This window comes from Francisella sciaenopsi (assembly GCF_045862875.1).
Lineage (GTDB): Bacteria > Pseudomonadota > Gammaproteobacteria > Francisellales > Francisellaceae > Francisella > Francisella sciaenopsi.
Genome location: NZ_BTHG01000005.1, coordinates 26991 through 53275, shown reverse-complemented (window position 1 = coordinate 53275; position 26285 = coordinate 26991). Strand labels below are relative to the sequence as shown.

The following is a 26285-nucleotide window of genomic DNA, read 5'->3' as shown; positions in this document are numbered from 1 at the left end:
TGCATGGCTGAAAAATATATATACTCAATGCATAGGGTCGGCAAAGTTGTGCCACCTAACAAATATATCCTTAAAGATATTTCACTATCATTCTTTGATGGTGCAAAGATTGGTGTATTAGGTCTTAATGGTTCTGGTAAATCAACACTACTTAGAATTATGGCTGGTCTTGATACTGAGATTATTGGTGAAGCAGCTCCACGTAAAGGTGTCAAAATTGGTTATTTACCACAAGAGCCAAAGTTAGATGAAACAAAAGATGTAAGAGGTAATGTTGAAGAGGCACTATCTCACTTACAAGAGATGCTTACTAGATTTGATGAAATTAGTATGAAGTTTTGTGAGCCAATGTCAGATGATGAAATGGCTAAGCTTCTAGAAGAGCAAGGTAACTTACAAAATGCTATCGATGCTGCTGGAGCTTGGGAAATTGATCGTAAGCTAGAAGTTGCTGCAGAAGCGCTACGTTTGCCACCATGGGATGCTGATGTTACTAAGCTATCAGGTGGTGAAGCTCGTCGTGTTGCATTATGTAAATTATTATTATCTGCTCCTGATATTCTACTTCTAGATGAGCCTACTAACCATTTAGATGCAGAATCTGTAGCATGGTTAGAGAAATTCTTGGCAGAATATAAAGGTACAGTTGTAGCTATTACGCATGATAGATATTTCTTGGATAATGTTGCTGAGTGGATTCTTGAGCTTGATAGAGGGGAAGGTATACCATTTAAAGGTAACTATTCACAATGGCTTGAGCAAAAACAAAAGCGTCTAGAGATGGAAGAAAAACGCGAATCTTCACATCAAAAAGCTCTTAAAGAAGAGCTAGAGTGGGTGCGTCAAAATGCCAAAGGACGTCAAGCTAAATCTAAAGCTAGATTAGCAAAATTTGATGAGTTAAGCTCTCAAGAGTTCCAAAAGCGTAATGAAACTCAAGAGCTATATATTCCACCTGGAGAAAGACTAGGTAATAATGTCATCAAGGTCAAAGATATTGTTAAATCATTTGATGATAAGCTTCTTGTAGACGGTCTTGAGATGGATGTATATCCAGGTTCGATTGTTGGTATTATTGGTGCTAACGGTGCTGGTAAATCGACATTCTTTAAGATGCTAACAGGTAAAGAAACTCCAGATTCTGGTGAAATCAAGATTGGTGAAACTGTAAATCTAGCTTATGTAGATCAGTCGCGTGATGCTCTAGATGATAACAAAACTGTTTGGGAAGAAATTGCAGATGGTTTAGATGTAATTACAGTTGGTAAATTTACTATTCCGTCACGCCAATATGTAGGTAGGTTTAACTTCAAAGGTGCAGATCAGCAGAAGTATATTTCTCAGCTATCAGGTGGTGAGAGAAACCGTGTCCACCTTGCGAAGCTACTTAGAAGTGGTGGTAATGTTATCCTACTTGATGAACCTACAAACGATCTTGATGTCGAGACTTTAAGAGCGCTTGAGGAAGCTATATTAGCATTCCCTGGTTGTATTATGGTTATCTCGCATGATAGATGGTTCCTAAACCGTATTGCTACACACATGCTTGCTTTTGAGGGTAACAGCGAAGTAGTTTGGTTTGAAGGAAATTATGATGCTTATATTGAAGATAAAAAACGCCGTCTTGGTGATAAGTATGATGCTATTACGAAGATCAAGTATAAGCGAATTTCAGTTGATTAAATTATTGGAAATATAATGCAGACAGGTTCTTCTAGCAGATTAAAAATTGTAGATCATAATGAAACTTATGGCCGCCATATATTAGATTTTTTTTCAAAAGAGAAGGATTTTAAAAATGTATTAGATATTGGTTGTGGAGCTGGATCTGATTTGTTAGTTGTTAGAAAAAATAATGCGAGAGCTAATCTAACAGGAGTAGATTTTGGAAATTGGAATCAAGAAAAGTTATCTAAAAATAATATTCGATTAGCAAATGTTGATATAGAAAAAGATAAACTACCATTCGAAGATAATAATTTTGATTTAGTTATTGCTAATCAAGTGTTAGAGCATACTAAAGAGATTTTTTGGATAAATCATGAAATATTTAGATGCTTAAAGGTTGGAGGGTATCTATATATTGGTGTTCCAAATATATTATCACTTCATAATAGAATCTTTATGCTCTTTGGCTATCATCCTACTTGTAGTAAATCCATATCTGCACATGTGAGAGGTTTTTCTCCAAGAGATATAAAACAGTTTTATAGAAATATAGCTGGAAATTTTTGTACTATAGAGAATGTTAAAGGATCGCAATTTTATCCATTTCCTAAAAAAATAGCGAGATTCTTATCAATGCTATTTCCAAGTTTAGCTGTGTCAAATTTCTTTGTTATCAAGAAAACTAGTGAATACACATCTGAATTTATAGATTGGCCCAAAAATAGTCGTTTAGAAACTAATTATTTCATTGGATAAAATACATATTACAAAACAAGCACATATTTTCCTTTAGTATGTGCATTTCTCATTTCTTTTAAAATCTCAGGCATTTCTTGAATTGAAATAGTATTTATTAAAGGCAGCTTTATAGAACCATTTTCGACTAGAGTTAGCATATTTTCACCAACTTCTTTTAGTTGATTTTTTGCTTTGTCACCACCATACCTATGAGCAGCGCCTAAACTTAATTGATGAAATGATAAATTTCTCATAAATACGTCTTTGTATTCACTAGGTCTAACAACATCTAGAAGCTCTAGAAAATGGCCATTGAAGGCAAGTAAGTTACTCAAAGCAATATCAGTACTTCTTCCAGAAGTGTTTAAGAGCTTATCAATACCATAACCATCTGTATGGTTTAGAACTTCCTCAATTAAGGATTTATCATTATAGTTTATTACATGAGTTGCACCTAAAGATTTTACATATTCAAAATTCTTCTCAGAACAGCTTGCTATTATGTGTTTTGCACCAGCATTTTTAGCTAGTTGAATAGCAAAACTACCTACTCCGCCGGAACCTCCAGAGATAAATACATTATCATCTTTTGATATATTTAGTTTTTCAACCATTGCTCTATATGCAGTCCATCCTGCACATGGGATACTTGCTTGTTGGGCAGCTGTTAGGCTTGAGCTAGCTTTAATAATAGTTTGTGAGTCTTGGATTGCATATTCTGCGAAACCTCCATTAGCACGCATCATATCACCATGATAAAGAATTAAATCACCTTTATTCCATCCTGATACATCTTTACCAAGCTCAATGATTTCTCCACAGACATCTAGACCACATACCCACTCAGGTTGAGACTCTTCTCGCATAGAAGCCCATTGGTTAATTTTTGCATCAACAGGGTTTAGTCCGACAGCAATTACTTTAACTAGAATATCTGTACTTTTACTTAATTTAGGAGTGTCTTTTTCAATATATTCAAAAACATCGTCTTTATCATTGTATATAATAGCCTTCATATTATTTCCTTAAAAATTGTTTTACTGTATTTCACTATTTATCTCAATCATATTAAAACTAGGATCATAGAAAAAAGCTTGTTTTGTTTTTGTTTCTTTACTAAATTCTTCACATATTATCTTAATATCTAAAGACTTTAATTTTGCTAAAAATTCTGTGTAATCGATATCAGTAAGAGTTATTGCAAAATGTGTCTGGGCTATTTGATTTATAGGATCTATAAATGATCTAATCATTGTTTCTGATAGTATTAAATGCAAATAAAAATCTCCAGCTCTGTACCACAGACCTTTAGATTTAAAATTTGGTCTATGTATTTTTTCAAAACCAAGAATATTAGAGTAAAAATTTTCGGCAGCTTCTAAGTTCTTAATAATTAAAGCAATGTGGCTAAGTTTAATTTTTTTGGCAAACATAAAGTATAATAACTCTTATATGAGAGTATTTTTTATTATACTAAATTAATAAACAGTTAAAGGTAAAACTTATGATTAAAAAAATAGTACTTTGTATATGTTTTTTTCTCTTTCTACTAAACTATAGCTTTGCTGATACTGATAGTAGTAATGATCCGATAAATGCTCCTTCTAATACTCCAAAAGTTGAAAGTAAAGGTTTTTTAAATGACTATATAGTGACTCCAATTACTGATGTAGCTTTATTGGTAACAGCTCCAATTGGATCTTTTGTTGGTTTGTTTGAAGGAGCTTCAAAGTCTCAAGCTATCTTATATAATGGTGAGCATCATTCTGGAGATAGTGATATAGTTAATATCTTTGTAGCTCCATTTGCAGCAATAGGCTTTGCATTAGGTGGAGCGATTTATATGACTGTCAAATTACCTGCAGATCTGATAAGTGGTGAAAAGCTAGATTACTAAAAGTGAGTATGTTTAAAATTTATATTTGGGAGCTATAGTTTCCCAATTACTTTAGGCAAAGTCCAAAGTTAATAGTAATCTTTTTTCTCCATCAACAATATTTGGAGATCTATGAACTATGCCTGAGCCTGAGTTGCCTATCCAAGCTTCTCCTTTAAGTAATGCAATATCTCCAACATTAAGCTTTTGAATATTTGTATCTTCATTCAAGAAAGGGTTATCGGCTTTACCTAGTAGGCTTCTATCGACTTTCTCATTATATAGCCATTCGGTACCTGTACCTGAATAAGTTGTTACAAGTCTGCATGGCACATGATCAACATGAAATCGAGGGCACATGGCTCTATCAATAATAGCTAATCTTAGACCAGCTTGTTCTAAATCAAAAAGATAACAAAACATATCGATAATATTTGTTATATCTTCAATTAAATAATTTCGCAGAGGAAAATTTGGTAGTTGTTTAGTTAATTGCTCTTTGACATCCAATGGATTGACTATTATAGGTAGAGTACGAGTGCTACTACTTTCTTCAATATAGTTTTTAACTGCTATAGATAAATTTCTACTAATATCTCTTTGCCATATAGAGATATTAATATGATCATTATATATATCTGATAGCACTAATTTGTCTATTGATTGAGATTTATTTTTTTCCATTAAGTTCACCATAGCTTTGGTACAAAGAATATTTAACTTACAATTATTAATATGTTATATTATAACACTTTGTGATGTTTGATGAAATTATATTGTCTAGATACAAAATCAATAAATGGTAGGTATTTTTAATGCAAAATATGGCTCCTCAACAACTTATTCCTGTAATTGTGATCACTGGTTTTCTAGGTAGTGGCAAGACAACTTTTCTATCTAGGTTGCTTAAGCAAAAAACAATGACAAGAACAGCTGTTATAATTAATGAGTTTGGCGAAGTTGGATTAGATCATGCTTTAGTTGAGCATAGTGATGAAGATATAGTCGAACTTCAAAATGGCTGTATCTGCTGTACTATTAGAGCAGATTTGACCCAGACGCTGCTTAATCTTGCTGATAGAGTATCCAAAGGTAGTACAAAAGAATTTGATAGAGTTATCATAGAAACTACAGGTTTGGCAGATCCAGCACCTATAATCCATACATTAATGAGATCATTTGAGCTTCATCAAAATTATAAGTTAGCAGGGGTAATTACTATAGTTGATGCGGTTAATGGGATTTCAACTTTAGATATACACCAAGAAGCTCTTAAACAAGCTGCAATGGCTGAACGAATTGTTATTTCTAAGACAGATATAGCTGACAAAAAAATACAAGAAAATTTAATAAGTGTATTAAAATCAATAAATCCATCAACTCCAATAATAGATGGCGTAGACAAGGATGCTGTAATATCAGCAATAACAGGTTTAAATACTTATGATTCAGATAGTAAATCTGAAGAAATTTTAAAATGGCTTGCAATCGAAAAGTTTGATCAGCATCATAACCACGACCACGACCACGACCACGACCACGACCACGACCACGACCACGACCACGACCACGACCACGACCATCATAATATAAATCGTCATAGTAATGAAATACAAGCTTTTTCAATGACTAGTGATACTCCTATTAGTTTGATAGCATTTAATCTGTTTCTAGAGCTAGTTTCAGCTATATCAGGACCAAACTTACTTCGAGTTAAGGGTATTATAAATATAGCAGGAGAAGATGCTCCTGTGGTTATACACGGAGTACAACATCTTTTTCACCCAATTAGATGGCTTGATGAATGGCCAGATAATGATCATCGTACTAGATTAGTTTTTATAACTCGTAATATTCCAGCTGAGGCAATACAAAAGTTATTTGACTCTCTGTTATCAGCGACTAATACAAAGGTTTAAAATTCTAAGAGGATTGTAATATGTCATTTGAGAGTTATCCAAAAACCAGACTCCGTCGAACTAGACAGACTGAATGGTCAAGAAAATTAATTGCAGAAAATACTCTTTCGCCAAGTGATTTAATTTGGCCAGTATTTATACATGATCGAGATGATGAAGGAGATATTCCTATTGAGTCTATGCCTGGAGTATTTCGTTATAGCCTAAAAAGTATTCCAGCTATTGTCAGAAAAGCAACTGAGTTAGGAATCCCAGCAATAGCACTTTTTCCAAATATAAGTAGTCATAAGAAAGACTCACAAGCATCAGAGGCTGTAAATCCATCAAATATTGTTTGTCGAGCTATAAAAGCTGCAAAGAGTGAAAATAACAATATTGGAATTATATGTGATGTAGCTTTAGATCCTTTCACAGATCATGGACATGATGGGATTTTAGACGATAAACATAGAGTATTGAATGATCAAACTGTAGATGTACTAGTACAACAAGCATTAGTTCAAGCGCGGGCAGGGTGTGATATTGTTGCGCCTTCTGATATGATGGATGGGCGTATTGGAATGATTCGTCAAGCATTAGAAGACGAGGGATTAATTGATACGCAGATTATGTCATACGCAGCTAAGTATGCTTCAGGATTTTATGGACCATTTAGGGATGCTATAGGCACTACTAACCTAACAGGTAATGATAAAATATCAAAATTTCGCGATAAGCGTGGTTATCAAATGGATCCAGCAAACTCTGATGAAGCACTTAGAGAAGTAGTTATGGATATATCAGAAGGTGCTGATAGTGTTATGGTCAAGCCTGGTATGCCATATCTAGATATAGTTTATAGAGTATCATCAGAGTTTAGACTGCCAACTTTTGTTTATCAGGTAAGTGGCGAATATAATATGCTTAAAAAATCTGTTGATTGTGGTGAGTTAGATGAGAGAGTTATTTTAGAGTCTCTGCTAGTGTTTAAGCGTGCTGGTGCATGTGGGATATTTACGTATTTTGCACCTTATGCTGCTGAGAAGCTATTATAGAAGTAATTATATGAATTTATATTAGCTCTTAGTTATAAGTTTACTAAGCTATAAATCTAGATTATTTACAATTTTTTTAGACATTGATTCTATAGCATCATTTACAATATCAGAAAGTATTTCATCTTTTTCAAAGATTCTTTGACCTTCTACTCCATAGAACTCAACATTGCTAATATCCATCCCTATAGCATCAGCTAATGCTAAAGATGGCGCAACACCAACACTATGAGAGGATAAAAATCCTCCAAAGCTAAGAATGTCTTTTGCTTTGAAATAAAACTCTGTACCTGGTGTAACTTTTGCATATACCGCATCTATAAGGATAATTTTGTTATATCCACTATCTAGAAATGTTAGTAAATTTAATCCAGGCCTATCAGCACTTTCGACAGTGATATTTTGGATGTTTTTTTCTTTTACAATTTCAGCTAGTTTATCGGCTACAAACCAACCAAATTGATCATCTGCAAAAGGTGATCCAATACCAAGAATTAGAGTTTTTTGCTTCATTTTTTACCTTTTATGATAAATAAAATTCTGTAGGGATAGCACATTGTGCTGTCCAGTAAGGTATTATTTTATTTTTCTTTTTGAATAAATATTTACAAATTTAAACACAAAAAATACAGAGAAAATAGCTACTAAGGTTAATCCAATAGTTGATGAATAATCATCAACAAAGTCTGTAACTAGATTAATTGTAGCTATATTTGTATTTAATAAACCTAACAGTTCAACTAATGCAACGATATAAGCAGCTGCTATCACAATACACAAAATTATGATGTTATAACGATAAAACCTCTGCTCTTTTGAGTTAAAGCTTAGAACTTTTGACATTAATCCAGCATCTATAGAATCTACTATAATCATTCCTAAAGCAAACGAGATAGGTAGCAACATAATATACCAAATAGATAAGCCATTTAGCACATTAGCAGCAGCCATACCTAACAGAGCTATCTCAGTCGCAGTATCAAAGCCTAAACCAAATAAAAAGCCAACAAAATACATTTTATATGGTCTATCTATAACTTTAATTATAGGTCTAAAAAGTTTTGCCAATATAGAATTTGATGTATGATCATGAGCTACACAAGTTTTATTTTTGAGCATTTTCTTTAGAGAGAGAAGGCTCATAGTACCTGTTAGTAGCAAAAATACAGCTGATACAACAGTTCCAAAAAATGCTCCAATATCTAAAGCACTAGTTTTCTCGATACTTGCAAAACTAAAGCCGATAACTATAAGTAAAGTAAGTAGAAAAACTATTGTAGAATGACCTAACGCAAAAAATAAACCAGTCTTGAAACTAGCTCTATTTTGAGTTATTAATTGTCTAGTTACATTATCTATAGCTACAATATGATCAGCATCAAAACCATGTCTAAGGCCAAGCATAAAGGCAATGCCAATCATACTAAGCATTTTGAGATCTTGGGTTGCTAGAAATAGTAGTAGTGCTAAGAGTAGTACAGAGAAAATAGTTATATTTTTTCTCATATTAGTTCCTTAAATTTTGAACATAGTTAATATTTCGCTACTATTTTAACTAATTTTGTTTCTTAAATTAAAAATTTATAGCTAAATTGAAAAAGTATGTGTCATAGGATGATTGATCGTGTTTAATCTCTATCAATATTCAATGTTAAGAAATGTGCAGAACAAGATATACAAGGATCATAGTTACGAATAACCATCTCAGCATGTAGTCTTATATCATCTTCAGGCTTATCTAAACCAAAGTTTTCTAAAGCTATACGCAGATCAGCCTCAATACAAGGTAAGTTCTGTGATGTAGGCGCTGATATTCTTATTTTCTCAGCTAAACCTTTATCATTAACCTTGATATGGTCGATTTGGATACCACGAGGAGCTTCTACAGCACCCCAAGCATCGGCTGCTTTAACTGTATAGTCTAGGCAAGGAGTATCTGTATATGAATAGTTTTCACATATCTTAAGAGCTCTTTCAATTGCCCAATACCCCTCGATAGCTCTAGCTACAACAGAATGGAACATGTTTTTACTTGGCCATTTAACACCAGTAGCATGAGCCATTTCTTGGATATGCTTAGGCAGTTTGTCGAAGTTTAGGTTTATTCTTGGAAGAGGACCTAAAAGTATTGGCTCACCATCAACAGTTGTAGAGTGTAGAGCTGTAGATTGTGGAGCATGAAACTCTCTGAAATGATCATCATACTCACTAATATGGAATTTCTCACCATCACTAGTAATCACATCATCACCAAATATAGGATATTCAGTAGGATGAGATAAACTAACCATTTTAAATGGAATAGTTGTATCTGGGAATGATAGTGTAGATACCCATTCAACTACATCTTGAGCTTCTTTTAGGGCATCTTTTAACTTAGGAATCAATGCATGAACTTCTTTGACCAAAGGAGCTTTGTAGAATCCGCCAACTTTCATACCGTTAGGGTGAACAGATCTACCCCCTAGTAGTTTAAGAATATCATTACCTAAATGCTGTAATTTAACACCTCTAACAACTTCTTTAGGAAAGTCTTTTGCCATCTCAATAGCTGATCTATAACCTAAGAAGTCAGGAGCTGCTAATAAATGTACATGTAGATAATGTGATTCTATCCATTCGCCTAAAAACATCAATAGACGCATATCATCTATCCACTGAGTTCTAGTGATATCAAAAGCACTCTCGTAAGCTCTTGAGAAGCCTGCTTGATATGCAAGAGGGCAGATACCACAAATACGCGCTACAGCATCGATAATTGCATTTGGTTCTCTACCTTCAAGGAATTTTTCAAAATAACGAGGAGGCTCATAGATTCTTAATTCACACTTATCTATTTTGCCATCTTTAATTCTTAAATCTAAAGCACCTTCGCCTTCAACACGGGCTAAAATAGGAACTTCAATAACTGTTTCTCTACTCATAACTATACTCCAGCCTTTTTAAATACTTCATCTTGGCTACTGATAAATCTATATTTATCTTGGATTTGTTTGTCTGATAAACCAAGCTCTTTTAATCTATTTGTCATTGCAGCTAGGTTTGCATATTTTGATGCACCAAAACAACCGTAACAACCACGACCAAGTTTTGGACAGATTGCACCACAACCATCTGCTGTTACAGGACCTAGGCATGGCTCATCTTTTGCAACCATTACACAAGTAACACCAGCATGCTTACAAGTCGTACAAACTGGATCAACAACTTTCTCAGGTTCTACACCAAATAGTAGTTGGCGAATAGCTTTAAGTATTTGATCAGTAGTTATAGGACAACCAGAGATTTCAAAATCTACATTTACATACTCTTTGATAGCTTTTGCTGTAGATAAATCTTCTTTGATAATTACATCTGTATCTTGAGGATATACAGCTTTTTGCCATTCAAGAAGCTCAGCATCATTAGTATAGTTTCTAAGAGCTTGGATACCACCTGTTACAGCACAAGCACCCATTGCGATTACATATTTTGCTTTTTCTCTAATTTTTTGTAAGCGTGGAATATCATGATGAGTGTTTACACTACCTTCGATAAATGCAATATCAACATCAGCAAACTCATCTAGAGGACCAGCTTCTGCAAAGTGAACAATATCAACCATTTCAGCTAATGTAAGTAGTGATACAGCATCATTGATTAGAGCTAGTTGGCAACCATCACATGAGCTGAATTTATGCACAGCTATTTTTGGTCTAGGAGCTAAATTTTTTAATTTATCTTGAGATGACATAATTATACTCCTTTTATTTCTAATAGTTTCTTCACAGCTGGATAAGCATATACAGCACCATCTTTACAGACAAATTCTTTGCCCATTTGGCAATGACCACAATGTCCGATAGCACACTTCATGCTACGCTCTAAGCTGACAAATATTTGCTCTTCTGGCACACCAACTTTAGCAAATTCTTTGGCAACATTTTTCATCATAATCTCAGGACCAACAGTCATAACTACTGTATTTTTGTGATCAATATCAAGATCTGGAATTGCTGCAGTTACAAAGCCATCATACCATTTCCATGGACCGTGAGGCTCACCAGCAGTAGCTGCTAGAAGTACCTGTGTATTTGGTTGGTTATTCCAGCGAGTGTATTTATCTTGATAGATAAGACCAGAAGTATCACGAATACCTTGTACTACATAAACTTTACCAAAAGCATCTCTATCTTTTAGGATTTCTTCTGTCGCAGCAACTAGAGGAGCATTACCAAGACCACCAGTCATAATTACAACATCTTTACCTTTTGCTTGTTCTACAGGCCAAGAGCTACCAAACGGACCTCTAACACCAATAGTTTCACCAGTTTTTAGTTTGTCCATACCCTTAGTTATACGTCCAACTACTTGGATAGTATGCTCAAAGATATCATCAGCAAAATTTCTATCATTTACGATAGATATAGCTACTTCACCAACACCATATAAGTACAGCATATTAAACTGACCTGGGTGGAATTTGTAATTTTTGCGTAACTCTTCATCTACAAAGCGTAAACGTAGGGTAAAAATATCATCAGCATCTTTGATAAACTCAATTATCTCTGCTTCATGCGGTAAATAAGCATCTTGTGGGTATATCATAATTATTTCTCCTCACAAATAGCGTTAATTTCTTCTGTAACATCAATTTTTACAGGACACCATGTGATACAACGACCACAACCAACACAACCTTTAGTTTTGAACTGCTCTCTCCAAGTACCAAATTTGTGAGTTAACCATTGACGATATCTATGTTTTGGTTCTTCACGGTATAGTTCGCCATGAGTATAACTATGATCTAAACCAAAGCATGAATCCCATTCACGCGTATGTTCACTTTCTTTGCCATCTAAACTTGGCTCTTCTTTTTCTGTATGGCAGAAACAAGTAGGGCATGATTGCGTACAGCTACCACAAGATAGGCAACGAGCTGCAACATCATCCCATTGCGGATGGTCATAAGAGCTTGTTAGAGCTTTTTCTACTTTTGCTATTGGTGGTAGAGTTTTCTCTTGCATACCATACACAGCTTTTATTTTTTGTTCAGCTTGATATGTTTGAGCGCCTGTTGCTGGTTCTAACTGTAGTGCTAATATGGTTTGTCTACCTTTATCACTACCTGTCTCTATCACAAAACCATTCTCAATTTCTGTCATAGCTAGATCAAAACCTTTATCAGCCTCTGGTTTATCTCCTAGAGCGATACAGAAACAATTGCTATGAGCTGTAGTACAATTAGCAGCTATGATAAACATAGCTTCTCTTCTAGCTTTGTAACGAACATCTTGATACGCATTTTCAACAAAAACTCTATCTTGAATCTCAATAGCTCTTAGATCACAAGGTCTTACACCTAGTACAGCATATTTTTTGTGATTGATGCTTTGGTTAAATGATAATTTACCATCTTCACCACGAGAAACTTTCCATAAAGTTTCTTTTTCTTCAAAAAGCATTGGCTTAACAGACTGAACTGGTACACTCCAGCCAAAAGCTTTTTTTGCATCGGTTTTGATTACTTCATAGTTAGCAGGCTCTTGCTTGTCTATATAGCCCCAAGGCAACTCGCTTGCATTGTTGATATTATCATAGACAATAGATTTATCTCTAACTGCAGGCGCCATAACTTCATAGCCTTGTCCTGAGAAATAAGAAATCATTTTATCTAGATCATCATGTTTTAAGAAATAAAACTGACTCATGTTATTCTCCTTAACATATTCTTGGTAATTGCTCACCACTTAACCAATCCACACGTCTTTTACCACCAAATGTGGTTTTCATAAAGACTTGAGATTGCTCGCTTTTTCTTACGGTTGCTATCACTTGGGCATTTTCTCCTAATGGATGTCCCCTTAAGCAGTCTAAAACCTTTTGAGTTTGACTAGGCTTACAAGCGATTAAAACTTTGCCTTCATTGGCGATATATAATGGATCCAAACCTAAAAGCTCACATGCTGATTGAACTTCTCTAGATACCGGAAGATTTGCTTCATCTATTTCGATAGCTACATTATGTTGGTTAGCCCATTCATTAAGTGTTGCACCAACTCCGCCACGAGTAGGGTCACGCATATTTTTTACTTGACAATTATTCTCATAAATAGAATCAACCAAACCATCCAAAGATGTTGCATCACTCACTATTTGACATTCAAAATCAAGACCAGCTCGTTGTGACATCACAGCTACACCATGATCTCCAAGAGAGCCATTGATGATAATATCATCACCATCTTCAAGAGCGTCTCTAGTGACAAAATCATCACGAATTACACCAACTCCAGTTGTATTGATAAAGATGCCATCACCTTTACCTTTCTCTACAACTTTAGTATCTCCAGTTACGATTTGGACATTAGCATTTTTAGCAGCTTCTGCCATAGAATCTAGGATTATTTTTAGATCTTTAAGAGGAAGGCCTTCTTCTAAAATAAGCCCTACAGATATATATAGTGGTTTAGCACCACCAACAACGAGATCATTAATTGTTCCATGAATTGCAAGACTACCAATATTACCACCTCTAAAGAAATAAGGAGTAATAACATAGCTATCTGTAGTCATGGCAATTTTGCCATTTATCTGCGGTAGTACAGCTTGGTCTTCTGCTTGAGCTAAATACTGACTATCAAAGCTTTTTTTAATCATCTGCTCGATTAAATGGTGCATAGCTTTACCACCAGCTCCCATTGCTAGGTCGACAACACCGTTCTTGATATTTAATTTCACAGCCATTTTAGTCTCCGTATTGATAATGTGCTGCACAAGCACCTTCTGATGAAACCATACATGCTCCCATCGGTTGCTCTGGAGTACAAACCACACCAAACAGCTTACAGTCTTTTGGCTCTTTTAAGCCTCTTAGAATATCCGGACAAGCACATTGCTTATGCTCTAATCCTTGCACTTCAGGTATTTGATAATACTTTTCAGCATCAAATTTTGCATATTCGTCTTTTATTTCTAAAGCACTATTTGGAATATATCCAAGTCCACGCCATTCAAAGGTATCTCTGACAGTTAGATATTGAGTGATTAAATCTTGAGCTAGTTGATTACCATTTGGCACTACAGCTCTTGTATACTGGTTTTCTACGCCTATTTTTCCAGCGTTAATCATCTTGATAAGCATAAGTATAGATTGTAGTACATCTAAAGGTTCAAAACCTGCCACAACCATTGGTTTTTGATATTCTTTGGTTACTTTATCATAAGCATTACTACCAATAATCACACTGACATGAGAGGGCCCTAAAAAGCCATCAATCTTAACATCTTCTGATAATATCGCTTGCATAGCTATAGGTGTAAGTACATGGTTACAAAATATCAAAAAATTATCTAACTTTTTAGCTATTGCAAGTTGTATAGCTACAGCAGTTGGTGGAGTAGTTGTCTCAAAACCAATAGCAAAAAATATAACTTTTTTACTAGGATTTTCTTCAGCTAGTTTTAGAGCATCTTCTACTGAGTAGATCATCCGTATATCCGCACCACGAGCCTTAGCTTTGATTAGGCTATCTTGATGAGATCCGGGTACTCGAATCATATCCGCATAACTACAAAATATGACATCTTTTTGCGATGCTAAAAATATTGCTTGATCGACTCTTTTAATAGGTAAAACACAAACAGGACAACCTGGTCCATGTATCATTTTGACATTTTCTGGCAAAAGGCTAGGAATCCCATAACGGTGTAAAGCATGTGTATGCCCACCACAAAACTCCATTAGGTTATACTGTCTATTAGGGTCAACTTCTTTAGCGATTTGTTGTAAAAGAGATTTTGCAACTTCTGGGGCCCTAAACTCTTGTATGTAATCCATAACATTACCCCTTTTATATTATACTTTTTAGATCCTCTAGAGTCTGACGAGCCATTTCTTTATCTAGTTTACTTAATGCAAAACCAACATGGATTATGACAAAATCACCTATAAGAACTTCATCCCTTAGTAGTGCTAGAGAGATATTTTTTTTTACACCGCCAACATTAACAATTGCTTGATTATCTTCTTTGATTTCTACAATTTCTGCGGGTATTGCTAAGCACATTTTACTCACCTTTTTTATATTTTTTGGCACCGAGCCAAGCTTGTCCAAGGCTTACACCACCATCATTTAGAGGAACTTTCTCTGATATATAAATATTGAAATTCATATCTTTAAGTTGACGGTAAGTCTCTGTTAGTAGTAGCTTATTTTGGAAACAACCTCCACTAAGTATTATATTCTTAATATTTCGAGGTTGGGCTGACTTACTAATCCACTGTACTAGAGCATAAGCCAAAGTGCCGTGCCATAAGTTACTAGCAACACTTATATTATCGCATTTTATTATACTTTTTAGTAGTTTTTTTAAATTTAAATTAGTTTTAAATGATACTGATTTGGTATCATATTGAATGCTTGGAGTATCAGCTAAAGACTCTAATTCTATAGCTGCTTGAGTCTCGTAAGTGTTGATATGGCAAACATTTAATAAGCTAGAAACAGCATCAAAGAGTCTGCCCATACTTGTAGTTTTACCTTTTGGTAAAGAGTCATTTTGTAAAAGCTTGATTAGACTTTCAGCTTGTGGGAATTCTTTGAGATGATCAGGTATTTCAAGATCATATTTATGGCATACTGCAAGAGCCATACGCCAAGGTTCTTTGGCGACCTTGTCACCACCAATATATTCGATAGGATCTAGCTCGCCGATGCGATTAAACTCTAAATTATTAATATCACAATGATAAAGCTCGCCACCTCTAGCTAAACCATCTTCACCTAAACCAAAACCATCTAGTACTAAGCCTATAGCTTGACCTTGCAAATTATGCTCAGCAATTACAGCTGCTAGGTGAGCTTGATGATGTTGAATTTGATAAATTGGTAAATCAAACTTTTGCGCAAAGTGCGTAGTATAAATATCAGGATGTAAATCACAAGCAATGCCATCAAATTTAAGTCCAAACATATTTTGGAAATGCTCTAAAGATTGCTTATAAAACTCTATATTTGCTTGGCTATCCATATCACCAATATGTTGCGATACAAAGGCTTGATTATCATTGATAAAGCAAAAAGTATTCTTTAAAAAAGTACCAGTAGCTAGTATATTTGGTAAGGTTTCTGATAACTGTATTGATTGTGGTACAAGTCCTCGAGATCTTCTAATAGGTAGATTTTTATCTATAACAGTATGAAAGACACTATCATCACTTTTTATCGCAATATCACGATTATCTGTAACTATAAGATCAGCGATATCTTTGAGCTTTTCTAGGGCTTCATTATTATCTGCGATAATGCTTTCACCAGATATATTTGCACTAGTGACTATCAAAGCTAAATCATGAGCCTCATTAAGCCAACTAGAGCTAGAAGGCTGATTTAGCAGATGATAAAAAAGAATATAATCAATCCCTGTTGTTGGTAGCATAAAACCAAGCTGATTTATCCGTGGTGCAATAGCTTTGCTAAGGCTGTCAGTAGAGCGTCTTTTAAGTAAAACTATAGGTCTAATAGTGGTATTTAGCAAATCATTTTGTTGTGTTGTAATTTCTGCAAAATGTTTTTGTATACTTTGAGTATTTAGAGCCATTAGCGCAAAGGGTTTATTAGGGCGATGCTTTCTTTTGCGGAGCTCTGCGACTGCTTGAGTATTTGTAGCATCCACAACTAGCTTGAAGCCATTTTGACTTTTTATAGCGATAATTTTACCAGCTTTGATCGCTTGTGATATCTCTGCAAAAGAGTGTGATAATTTAGGTCCACATTTTGAGCATGCAACAGTTTGAGCATGATAATGTCTATCTAATGGATTTGTGTAGCTATCATGACAGCCATCACATAGTGGAAAATCTTTATATGTAGTTTTATCTCTATCATAAGGTAGGCTTTGTATCGTGCTAAAGCGCGGGCCACAATGCGTACAGCTAGTATATGGATATAAATAGTAGCGACTTTGTGGGTCAAAAATATCATCTAAGCACAAATCACAAATAGCTGTATCAGCTGGGATTTTGGTAGCAGAGCAGCCTTGTTGGGTTTCTAAGATCTTAAAATCTTTAAACTCACACTCTGTTTGGCAAATAGTCTTTTCAATAGTTTCTATACTAGCTAGTGGCGGTAGTTTTGCCTGCATATGGGTTATGAAACTATCTGCAGTAGATTCATCACATTGTAGAATTATTTCAACACCATTAGGAGTATTTTGCACCGAGCCACACAATCCTAAATCTTTAGCAAGGCAATAGATAAAAGGGCGGAATCCAACCCCTTGCACTATACCATTGACGAGAATTTTTGTTATGACTTGTTGCATCTTGTTTGTATCTACTTATGAATTCTTATAATTCTCAATATACTCTAAGACAATTTCATGATGATCTTTCGTTTTAAACTTATCGAAGACATGATTGATCTTACCATCCTTGTCTATAAAGAAGCTAACTCTATGGATACCATCATATACTTTGCCCATAAACTTCTTCTCGCCCCAGACACCAAATTGCTCAGCAACTTTGTGATCTTCATCACTTAGAAGTTGTACTGTTAGGTTATCTCTTTCTTCAAATTTCTTGAGGCGTTTTGGAGCATCTGGACTAATACCTAGAACTACAGTATCAAGCTCAGCTAATTTGTCACTAATACTACTTAGACCAATAGATTGCGTTGTACAACCTGGAGTCATTGCTTTTGGGTAGAAGTAAATCAAGACATTCTTTTTGCCTTTAAAATCACTTAATGATACTTCTTCATTATTTTGATTTTCTAGTTTAAAGTTTGGAGCTATTTGTCCTTGTTCTAGTGTTTTCATTTGGTTACCTCATAATTTACATTTCTTTTAATGCTATCCGTTGAGCATTATTAAATAGTTCCTCTAACTCATCATTGAAAATAGACTCTTTCCTCATGTTTATTATAAGCTCAATAAAATTTATATCATTAATTAGAACAGTCGCAGATGTTGCGGAATAATGTGCTTGAGGCTGACATTCTAAAAGTATGGCTTCAACAAGTGAAGTTAATCTGTTGCGTTTTTGAGTTGTTTTATTCTCTATATACGCAGTATACCTAACTTTAGCATCTTCAATACTATCTAGAATTGCATTTCCAATCTCAAATCTTCGAGCTACTATTTGAGTTTGATCATTTAGAAAAAGAACTTCAATAGTGTTATTTCCTATAGGGCTTATGCCTTTTAGTCTATATAATTTGACACCCAAATGATTTTTAGGGTTAATATTATAAGGATTTATTATAGGCTCATCAATGACATCGTGACATTTTTTCTTACCATTACACCTTTTACAAGATGGTAATAAATTATCCCATTCAACAACTTTATCAGGGTTATGTTTTTTATCTTCGAAATGCTCAACTTCCATATATTTACTTTCTTCACCTAACTTACATTCACAGTAAGCACACTTACGATTGCTTGATTCAAGTAAAGGAGTTTTTATTTCATCATGATTCCAAACAGTCGATTTATTATTCTTAAACTTCTCAACTAGTTCATTAACTTTTTCATCAGTCAAAAACTCTGGTTTAGGAGGTCTACTTAATTTGATCATTACTAACCTCTAATAGCTGCCAGTTGAAACTTGAGAAGTTTTCTTAAATGATTATTAGGGTGAAGCAGTGCATCTAATTTTTCATATATTTTGAGTGATTCTTGATAATCTTCTTTATCAATAGCTGATGTAAAACTCTCCATTAGGTCATTATAAGTGTCTGTGCGAGTATCTGACATACCCATAACATCTACGAGAATTTCCTCAATGCTCCAGCCTTGGTAACCATACTCAGACTCTGATAGGTTCTTGCGAGTAATTTGATCTCCTTCTGAGCAAAGAGCTATAATCTGGTTAGGTTTTGCATTTTGTAATATATGTGGGCTGTGTGTTGTTGTAATAAATTGTGCTTTAGGAAATACTTTAATCAATATTTCAGCAATTTTAGTTTGCCATTCTGGGTGTAGATGAAGTTCTAACTCATCTATTAAAATTATTCCATCAAAGTCCTTTGCATTAATACAAGGTTCTTTAAACCTAAACTCAATTTCTTTTATTATTCCAAATATTATAGATAAACAAGATTTGAAGCCCGATGATAAATATTCATAATATACTTCCCCCGTGGGTGTATTAATCATAATATCAAAAGAAGACCCTATAACCCTGCTAAATCTGTAATCTTTACTTAATAAAGAAATACTTTTTTTAGCTAATTCAAAATTACTTAACTGTTCAGGTTCTAAATCTTTTGGTCTTGCTGAAAATAAGTATCTATTTATAAACCAGTTCTTTATTTCATTTATATTTAATCCAATCATACACTCTCGGTGAAAGGTTGAATCATTTTTATTAATATCTTTTCCTAAATTATTTAAGTTTTGGTAATTAAAGTTTCTAGTAACTTTTAGAGACATAAGTTTTGAGGAATATTTAAGTAATCCTTGCACGCTAGAAGTTTTATTTGGATCAAATTCGGAAATATTAATATTTGTTGATAATTCTTGTCCATCTATAATGACCTTTGATTTAGCAAAGCTATTATTTGTGGAAAAATTCTTTTTTAATATATTAGTACTTACAAAAGTAAATGAGTGAGCTACGCACTCTATAAGTGTCGTTTTTCCTATACCATTAGGACCACAAATAAAATTCATAGTTTCATCGAAGTCAACTTTAAGGTTCTTAATCCCACCTATTCCTTGAATTTCAATAGATTTTATTTTCATTATTGTTTCCTGATTATTCACTTATTAGTAGGTATTATTAAACTTCACATCATATTAATAGTTTTAATGGATTCACAAAATTTCTAATACTGATTAAATTATTCTACTTTAAACCTTTCAACCAATCCAACCAGCTATCAAAACCAGCACCAGTTTTTACAGATAGCTCAAATATTTTCACATCTGAGCGAATCTTTTTAATATTTGCGATACATTCTTGGATATCAAAATCTACATAAGGAGATAGATCAATCTTATTGATAACAACTACATCAGCATAATAAAACATATCAGGATATTTAAGTGGTTTATCAGCTCCTTCAGTCGTTGAGATAACAGCTACACGATGCTTCTCACCAAGATCAAACATTGCTGGGCATATCAGGTTACCAACATTCTCAATCATTACAAAACCATCTTTAATATCACCAAGATGTTCAAAAGCATGACCAACCATGTGAGCATCTAGATGGCAAGCTTTACCAGTATTTATCTGATAAGCTTTTGCACCTGCTTTACGGATTCTCTCAGCATCTAGATCTGTGTGTTGATCGCCCTCAACAACTACGATAGGGTGACTACCACCAAGCTCTTTGATAGTTCTCTCAAGTAGAGATGTCTTACCAGAACCAGGACTTGAGACAAAGTTTAGCGCAATATTATTATCCTTAGCTAGTACATCTCTATTTTGCTCGGCATATTGATCATTTGCTTCTAAGATTGCTTTTTCTAACTTTACAGCATCACCTTCATGACCATGATGATGGTGATGATGATTGCTATCTGTTCCACATCCGCAAGTTGTACACATAATTTACTCCTTAATTAAAAACTATAGATTCTACGAGCATATCTTTACCTTTGAGAATATCTTTCTCAAAACTACCACAGTTTGGGCATTGCTCATATAGTCTGGTTAATTCAAATTCATGTTCACAAGCTTTGCATTTCGCTATAGCTTGCTCATGTATTATTTCTAGCTTTGCTTGTTCTAATACACTATCTTTTGCTGCTACAGGAAACCAGAACTCAAAAGACTCAACATCCACACCAGCTAAGTTACCTATTTTGACAACTACTTTAGATACTTTTTTAGAGTTATTTTCAGCTGCTTTCTTAGCGATACTTATGACACTTTGACACAATGAAAACTCGTGCATTAGGACAAATCCAAAACTACATGACTATAGTTATATTATACCAAAATATAGGCTGTAAGTATCTGCTGACTTAAGGAGGATTAATTTTTGTTGAATTATAAATTATACTGTTTTGGTATAGTTTAGATGTCCTGAGTTAAGCTTTCGTAGTAGCTTTTCTCTCGATCAAAGAGTTTACAATCATAGCTATAAGAGTGATTATCGCACCAGCTGTTAGTATATATGCCGGAGCTAAATTATTATTTGAGAATTTGATAGTGCTGATTACAATCATCGGTGTCAGACCACCAAAGACAGCAAATCCTAGATTATATGCAAAACCTATACCTGTATAGCGAACATCTTGTTTAAACAAATCAATCAACATTGCAGGTATATTGCCCCAACAAAGAGCTACTAAAATAGCACTAAGGATTATTGCGATGAAATAGAAATTTTGATGTGATGTATATGTAGTATAAATGACAAAACTAAAAGCACAGGTAGCTAATATACTAACTAACAAAATCAAATTTCTACTAACTTTATCAGCAAATAGACCAACAGCGACACAAAGAATAGAAATAATAATCACACCAAGACTATTAATCCATGTGAAGTTATCTAAGTGAAGATTTAGAATAGTACTAAAATATGCCGGTAGTAACAAAAATAATGTCACAAAACAAAGAGCACCAAATGACACAATAATTGTTGAATAGATCAAGTTCCAGCGATGAGTTAGAAGCATCTTTGTAATCGGTAGAGAAAACTCTTCATTCACAAAAGGATTAAACTCTTTGATATCAATAAGCTGACGTCTAAGATAGTATGCAACAAGCCCAAACAGACCACCTAAGATAAAAGGTATACGCCAACCGTATGCTAGCATATCTTGACTTGTGAAGAACTCTAATAGCAAACTTTCAACTATAAATCCTATAGCAACACCAAGTATCAAGAATCCAAAAATCACCGCAGTCATAAAGCCACGCTTCTCAGGAACAGCCTCACCAACATAAGTAATAGCACCAGGTATCTCGCCACCGACAGATATTCCTTGAGCTATTCTGCAAAGTACTAACAATATAGGTGCCATAATCCCAATACTACTATAAGTAGGCAATATACCAATCAAAAATGTTGATAAAGCCATAATCAAAATAGAGATTGTAAAAGTTTTTTTTCTGCCATATTTATCACCAAAATGGCCAAAGATAATACCACCAAAAGGTCTAGCAAGATAGCCAACAGCATAAGCACTGAATGCGATTAATAAAGATGTAATCGCTGACTGAATAGGAAAGAAAAGCTTAGAAATGTAACTAGCGAGTAGAGCGTAGATAATAAAATCATAAAACTCAAGCATACCGCCTAAACTTGATAGTAATAGTGCTTTACGTTGATTTTTTTGTAACATATTGTTTTTGGTGTTAAGAAATAATTATTTAGTTGCTTAGTATATAACGTTTCTAATCTGATTTCATTTAGGTTGATAGTAACTTCTTTATAAAAATAGATCTTTCTAAAATGCTCTATATAGCTAAATCAAAGACTTGAAAAAAAGTAGGTGGAAAAATAGTTAAGATATATTTCTGTTTAAGAGTTAACTTTTAAAAGTTCAACTTGGAAAGAAAGTAGCTGATTTGGTCCAATAGCAGCATTACCACTAGTGCCATAAGCTGTGTCTGGAGCACAGTATATTATAGCTTTTTCGCCAACTTTCATTTGAGGAATAGCATCTTGCCAACACTTAACTACGCCTGATAGTGGGAAAGTAGCAGGTGTGCCTCTATCGTATGAGCTGTCGAACTGGTCACCAATTAGATTACCTTCTTGGATAGTTTTTATAGCAGCTTCTTTATCATCTGCATAAGCTTGAGTAGGAGTAGTTCCTCTGTAGTTAACAGTTACTGAATCACTTTTAGTAGGTTGAGCACCGTCTCCTTGTTTTAGAACTTGGATATATACACCCTTGCTACCATCGACCTCTTTGATACCGTCAACTTTAGCTATAGCTTGTTGGAAGTCATTAGCTAATTTAAGGTTGTTTGTAGCTGCCTCAATTTGAGCTTTTTGCATCTTTTCCATCATTTCTTTTTGGAATGCTTGCATGATTTGCTGAGCCTTAGCTTCAGGTATTTCAGACTTTTGACCAGCAAGAGCACTTTGCAGACCTTTGTCGAAGTTTGCTTGGTCAATAGTTATTTTTCCTTTGCTTAGTTGCTCACCTACGCCTCTACCTATTATGTAGCTGACTTTGCCCATATCTACGCCATTTGACTCAGCTTTTGCACTACCTGCAGTAGTCGTTGGTGCATCAGCAGCAAATACAGCTGTTGATAAAAGTATCGATGAGATAGCAATTGTTAGTTTTTTCATTTTTGTTCCTTTGATTTGTATTATCAGTTAAGATTTTAAAGCATTGTTAAACAAATTTGAATATGATTGGTATTGTTACCTACTATTTCATTCTAGCTAAGATATTATCTTTTACTATTAATTGATGGTGTAGAGCGGCAGTTATATGTAGTACTACTAGCACTAATAAAACCGATGCAAAGATATAATGATAACTAAAAATTTTGCTACCTAACTCAAAGTTTGGAGTCACGACTTCTGGAAAAGGTATCACAAAGAATATCTTCCATGGATACCCCATTAGCATTGAGCCAACCACTCCCGAAAAAGCCATACCAAATGCTGAAATATATAAACCAAGATGCACAATTTTAGCTATGATTAACTGTAATAATGGTAGTGGCGGGTTATATGGCGGTTTGATACTAAAAAATTTAGCAACAGCCAAAAGAGGTATCACAAAGAAAGTGACTAAACCAAAAGACTTATGCAGGGTCATAATCCATCTTGAATCAAATAAATCATAAGCATAACCTAAGCCCAAAATAAGTTGAGCTATTATCAAAAAAGCCAATAAGCGATGTAGAGCCCTAACAGGCAAACTGTATTTCATAATCATAGATAAGTTAATAGAGTGTTTTTTGATTGTATAGTATTTACAAACTTTTGAGAAATATTTTAATCTGGAGTATGCCAAATCTTTCTAAATTCTTTGATGATTTGATCATGACGTAATAGAAAATCTTCAGTATCATATTTTTCATCGTATTTCTGGGTTTTAACAACTCTTTTATCTTCATTGAGAATGATTTTATTGGTGATACTAAATACCAAATCTGCGATAGGTTTGATGATTTTGCCAATCAAAAACTTACGATAGTTTACTAAATATAGCTTTGTTTGATGCTCATTAATAGGTACAAAGTAAACACAAATTTTAAGTTTATCAGCATTATTAAGTAACCAAAAGTTAGGAAAGATGTACTTTAGCATTAAGCGTTGGTTTTTTAGTGCTTCTATATATTCATCACTTATATTTAGCTTTATATCTTGAGGGATTTTGTATCCTCTGCCGATAGATCTCTTATGCACAGTAGCTAAGTGAGTATAATCAAGTTGGTTCTCGATACAGTGGCGAATATTGTTATCCCATGTGTCCGTCAAAAGAGAGTACTTACCAGCAAAATCATTATATAAGTTTTGTGCAAATTCAAAAGCGTAGCTATTATCTAGTTCTTCATCAAAAACATTTATCCAAATCATGTCAGCGACAATTTTTGTTGGATAACTTTTTACTTGTAGTTTTGGGATAGCACCCTGAGTTTCTGGTGTGTATATACAGTTGCCTTGTACGTCAAATCTAAAGCCATGAAAAGGACAAGCTATAGCACCATCGCATACCTTACCTAAACTTAATTCTGCACCACGATGAGGGCAGCGATTTTCCATAGCTATTATTTTCTCATCATCTTTCCATAAAACAAGATTTTTACCTAGTCTTTCTAGTTTGATAGGTTTAGATTTGATTTCTTTGATATGAGCTATAGCGTACCAAGCTTTTGGAAGATTATTTATCATAGAGTACAAAAATTAGTTTTTGCATGAGTAGAATTATACCTCAAGCTATTAGATAATTAATACTATGGAAATCTTTTAGATACTATAGCTATGAGTGCAAACCAAAATAATCAAGAGATAGTCGGAGGATTAATTCTCTTTGCTGCAGCTTTTGTTGCAATATTTATAAATAATTCACCATTATCTATCTACTATGGAATGCTTGAGACAATCAATGTCAAATTAGGAATTGAAAACCTCGTCATTGACAAAAATTTGATGCACTGGATTAATGATGGTTTGATGGCTATATATTTTCTATATATTGGCTTAGAAATCAAAAGAGAGATAATCTCAGGGGCACTATCAAAGCCTTCTAATATTATAATACCGGCTATAGCAGCTCTTGCAGGACTGGCAGTTCCAAGTTTGATATATTTATCAATTAACTATGATGCTAATATCACAGGTTGGGCAATACCTTCCGCAACAGATATAGCATTTACCTTAGGTATATTAGCTCTACTTGGTTCAAGAATCCCAGCAAAGCTAAAGCTATTGGTTGTTACAATCGCTATTTTTGATGATATAGCTGCAATAGTAATTATTGCGATATTCTATACCAAGTCACTATCGTTACTTTCTCTATCTCTAGGGAGTCTTTTTATATTGGCGATGATTATTTGTAATAGAGTGTTTAAGGTTAATAGAAGCTCTGTATATGTAGTTCTTGGTTTTTTTGCTTGGTTTTGTACGATTAAGTCTGGAGTTCATGCAACTTTGGCAGGTTTTACAACAGCTCTGTGTATTCCATTTAGAGAGAATGACAAAGATTCTCCAGCTAATTTTATGGAAGAGTCTCTTCATCCTTGGGTTATCTATTTTATATTGCCTGTATTTGCATTTGCTAATGCTGGTATCAATTTCTCAGGGATGAGTATTTCTATAATATTTGAGCCAATTACATTAGGTATTATATTGGGGTTATTTGTTGGTAAGCAGTTAGGTATTTTCTCAATATTAGCGATTTCAAAGAGGCTAAAATTATTTAAGTTAGGAGAATCTTTTTCGAGTTCTCAGATATATGGTATAAGCCTTTTATGCGGTATAGGTTTTACCATGAGTTTATTTATTGGAACTCTTGCTTTTGATGATAACCATACCCTTAATGCAATCAAAGTAGGTGTGATAGTAGGTTCTTTACTCTCAGGAATTTGTGGTTATATAGTTCTAAGGTTTATAGCTAGAAACCCTCACTGATCTA

28 protein-coding genes are annotated in these 26285 nt (G+C 34.2%); 6 read left to right on the top strand and 22 right to left on the bottom strand.

Going from position 1 to position 26285, the window contains the following annotated elements; translation table 11 throughout:
* The first annotated feature begins 3 nt into the window (after positions 1-3).
* Positions 4-1683: an energy-dependent translational throttle protein EttA gene (gene ettA / locus ACKTR7_RS06665; RefSeq protein WP_407877584.1), complete on the top strand. Its 1680-nt coding sequence runs from the start codon at positions 4-6 to the stop codon at positions 1681-1683.
* A gap of 15 nt (positions 1684-1698) precedes the next feature.
* Positions 1699-2424, top strand: coding sequence for a class I SAM-dependent methyltransferase (locus ACKTR7_RS06660; RefSeq protein ID WP_407877583.1), 726 nt, complete (start codon positions 1699-1701; stop codon positions 2422-2424).
* Between the two features lie 8 nt (positions 2425-2432).
* Here the strand turns inward: ACKTR7_RS06660 and ACKTR7_RS06655 are convergent, their stop codons facing one another.
* On the bottom strand, positions 2433-3422 hold the full coding sequence (locus ACKTR7_RS06655; RefSeq protein ID WP_407877582.1) for a zinc-binding dehydrogenase: 990 nt from the start codon (positions 3420-3422) through the stop codon (positions 2433-2435).
* Positions 3423-3443: 21 nt separating this feature from the next.
* Positions 3444-3839: a VOC family protein gene (locus tag ACKTR7_RS06650; protein WP_407877581.1), complete on the bottom strand. Its 396-nt coding sequence runs from the start codon at positions 3837-3839 to the stop codon at positions 3444-3446.
* Between the two features lie 71 nt (positions 3840-3910).
* On the opposite strand from ACKTR7_RS06650, the gene ACKTR7_RS06645 reads away from it, so the two are divergent.
* On the top strand, positions 3911-4303 hold the full coding sequence (locus tag ACKTR7_RS06645) for a hypothetical protein (RefSeq protein ID WP_407877580.1): 393 nt from the start codon (positions 3911-3913) through the stop codon (positions 4301-4303).
* 51 nt (positions 4304-4354) lie between these two features.
* Here ACKTR7_RS06645 and ACKTR7_RS06640 read toward each other — a convergent pair whose 3' ends face one another.
* The gene (locus ACKTR7_RS06640) at positions 4355-4966 is read right to left on the bottom strand and encodes a DUF1826 domain-containing protein (protein ID WP_407877579.1); all 612 of its coding nucleotides are present in this window, start codon (positions 4964-4966) and stop codon (positions 4355-4357) included.
* Between the two features lie 131 nt (positions 4967-5097).
* Here ACKTR7_RS06640 and ACKTR7_RS06635 point away from each other — a divergent pair, with 131 nt between their 5' ends.
* Positions 5098-6201, top strand: coding sequence for a CobW family GTP-binding protein (locus ACKTR7_RS06635; protein WP_407877578.1), 1104 nt, complete (start codon positions 5098-5100; stop codon positions 6199-6201).
* Positions 6202-6221: 20 nt separating this feature from the next.
* Positions 6222-7235 (top strand): porphobilinogen synthase, encoded by a 1014-nt coding sequence (gene hemB / locus ACKTR7_RS06630; protein ID WP_407877577.1) that lies wholly within the window; start codon positions 6222-6224, stop codon positions 7233-7235.
* A 48-nt stretch (positions 7236-7283) separates the two neighbouring features.
* On the opposite strand, the gene ACKTR7_RS06625 is transcribed toward hemB, so the two are convergent.
* The 19 genes from ACKTR7_RS06625 to ACKTR7_RS06535 form a co-directional block, all read right to left on the bottom strand.
* Positions 7284-7748 carry a hydrogenase maturation protease gene (locus ACKTR7_RS06625; RefSeq protein WP_407877576.1) on the bottom strand — a complete coding sequence of 155 codons (465 nt, stop codon included), beginning with the start codon at positions 7746-7748 and terminating at the stop codon, positions 7284-7286.
* A gap of 63 nt (positions 7749-7811) precedes the next feature.
* Positions 7812-8741 (bottom strand): HoxN/HupN/NixA family nickel/cobalt transporter, encoded by a 930-nt coding sequence (locus ACKTR7_RS06620; protein ID WP_407877575.1) that lies wholly within the window; start codon positions 8739-8741, stop codon positions 7812-7814.
* Between the two features lie 122 nt (positions 8742-8863).
* Entirely contained in the window at positions 8864-10159 is a 1296-nt protein-coding gene (locus ACKTR7_RS06615; protein ID WP_407877574.1) for a Ni/Fe hydrogenase subunit alpha, read from the bottom strand.
* A gap of 2 nt (positions 10160-10161) precedes the next feature.
* Positions 10162-10968, bottom strand: coding sequence for an NADH-quinone oxidoreductase subunit B family protein (locus ACKTR7_RS06610; protein ID WP_044527052.1), 807 nt, complete (start codon positions 10966-10968; stop codon positions 10162-10164).
* A gap of 2 nt (positions 10969-10970) precedes the next feature.
* Positions 10971-11822, bottom strand: a complete 852-nt coding sequence (locus ACKTR7_RS06605; RefSeq protein WP_407877573.1) for an FAD/NAD(P)-binding protein — start codon at positions 11820-11822, stop codon at positions 10971-10973.
* A gap of 2 nt (positions 11823-11824) precedes the next feature.
* Positions 11825-12925: a 4Fe-4S dicluster domain-containing protein gene (locus tag ACKTR7_RS06600; RefSeq protein WP_407877572.1), complete on the bottom strand. Its 1101-nt coding sequence runs from the start codon at positions 12923-12925 to the stop codon at positions 11825-11827.
* 10 nt (positions 12926-12935) lie between these two features.
* A complete protein-coding gene (hypE, locus tag ACKTR7_RS06595) occupies positions 12936-13961 on the bottom strand; it encodes a hydrogenase expression/formation protein HypE (RefSeq protein ID WP_407877571.1) in 1026 nt (341 codons plus the stop codon).
* 1 nt (position 13962) lies between these two features.
* Positions 13963-15054 carry a hydrogenase formation protein HypD gene (hypD, locus tag ACKTR7_RS06590; protein WP_407877570.1) on the bottom strand — a complete coding sequence of 364 codons (1092 nt, stop codon included), beginning with the start codon at positions 15052-15054 and terminating at the stop codon, positions 13963-13965.
* Between the two features lie 13 nt (positions 15055-15067).
* Positions 15068-15283, bottom strand: coding sequence for a HypC/HybG/HupF family hydrogenase formation chaperone (locus ACKTR7_RS06585; protein ID WP_407877569.1), 216 nt, complete (start codon positions 15281-15283; stop codon positions 15068-15070).
* Between the two features lies 1 nt (position 15284).
* Positions 15285-17540: a carbamoyltransferase HypF gene (gene hypF / locus ACKTR7_RS06580; RefSeq protein ID WP_407877568.1), complete on the bottom strand. Its 2256-nt coding sequence runs from the start codon at positions 17538-17540 to the stop codon at positions 15285-15287.
* 15 nt (positions 17541-17555) lie between these two features.
* Positions 17556-18035 (bottom strand): thioredoxin-dependent thiol peroxidase, encoded by a 480-nt coding sequence (bcp, locus tag ACKTR7_RS06575; RefSeq protein WP_407877567.1) that lies wholly within the window; start codon positions 18033-18035, stop codon positions 17556-17558.
* 16 nt (positions 18036-18051) lie between these two features.
* Positions 18052-18795, bottom strand: a complete 744-nt coding sequence (locus ACKTR7_RS06570; protein WP_407877566.1) for an HNH endonuclease family protein — start codon at positions 18793-18795, stop codon at positions 18052-18054.
* Positions 18796-18797: 2 nt separating this feature from the next.
* A complete protein-coding gene (locus ACKTR7_RS06565; RefSeq protein ID WP_407877565.1) occupies positions 18798-19964 on the bottom strand; it encodes an AAA family ATPase in 1167 nt (388 codons plus the stop codon).
* Positions 19965-20067: 103 nt separating this feature from the next.
* Positions 20068-20775, bottom strand: a complete 708-nt coding sequence (hypB, locus tag ACKTR7_RS06560; RefSeq protein WP_407877564.1) for a hydrogenase nickel incorporation protein HypB — start codon at positions 20773-20775, stop codon at positions 20068-20070.
* Between the two features lie 10 nt (positions 20776-20785).
* Positions 20786-21124, bottom strand: coding sequence for a hydrogenase maturation nickel metallochaperone HypA (gene hypA / locus ACKTR7_RS06555; RefSeq protein WP_407877563.1), 339 nt, complete (start codon positions 21122-21124; stop codon positions 20786-20788).
* 136 nt (positions 21125-21260) lie between these two features.
* Positions 21261-22523 (bottom strand): MFS transporter, encoded by a 1263-nt coding sequence (locus ACKTR7_RS06550; RefSeq protein ID WP_407877562.1) that lies wholly within the window; start codon positions 22521-22523, stop codon positions 21261-21263.
* Between the two features lie 179 nt (positions 22524-22702).
* Positions 22703-23485 carry an FKBP-type peptidyl-prolyl cis-trans isomerase gene (locus tag ACKTR7_RS06545; protein WP_407877561.1) on the bottom strand — a complete coding sequence of 261 codons (783 nt, stop codon included), beginning with the start codon at positions 23483-23485 and terminating at the stop codon, positions 22703-22705.
* A gap of 82 nt (positions 23486-23567) precedes the next feature.
* Complete coding sequence (locus tag ACKTR7_RS06540; RefSeq protein ID WP_407877560.1) at positions 23568-24083, bottom strand: cytochrome b; 516 nt, start codon at positions 24081-24083, stop codon at positions 23568-23570.
* A gap of 59 nt (positions 24084-24142) precedes the next feature.
* Positions 24143-25039 carry a Rieske 2Fe-2S domain-containing protein gene (locus ACKTR7_RS06535; RefSeq protein ID WP_407877719.1) on the bottom strand — a complete coding sequence of 299 codons (897 nt, stop codon included), beginning with the start codon at positions 25037-25039 and terminating at the stop codon, positions 24143-24145.
* 93 nt (positions 25040-25132) lie between these two features.
* Between ACKTR7_RS06535 and nhaA the strand changes: the two genes are divergently transcribed.
* Positions 25133-26281, top strand: coding sequence for a Na+/H+ antiporter NhaA (nhaA, locus tag ACKTR7_RS06530; RefSeq protein ID WP_407877559.1), 1149 nt, complete (start codon positions 25133-25135; stop codon positions 26279-26281).
* Positions 26282-26285 lie beyond the last annotated feature (4 nt).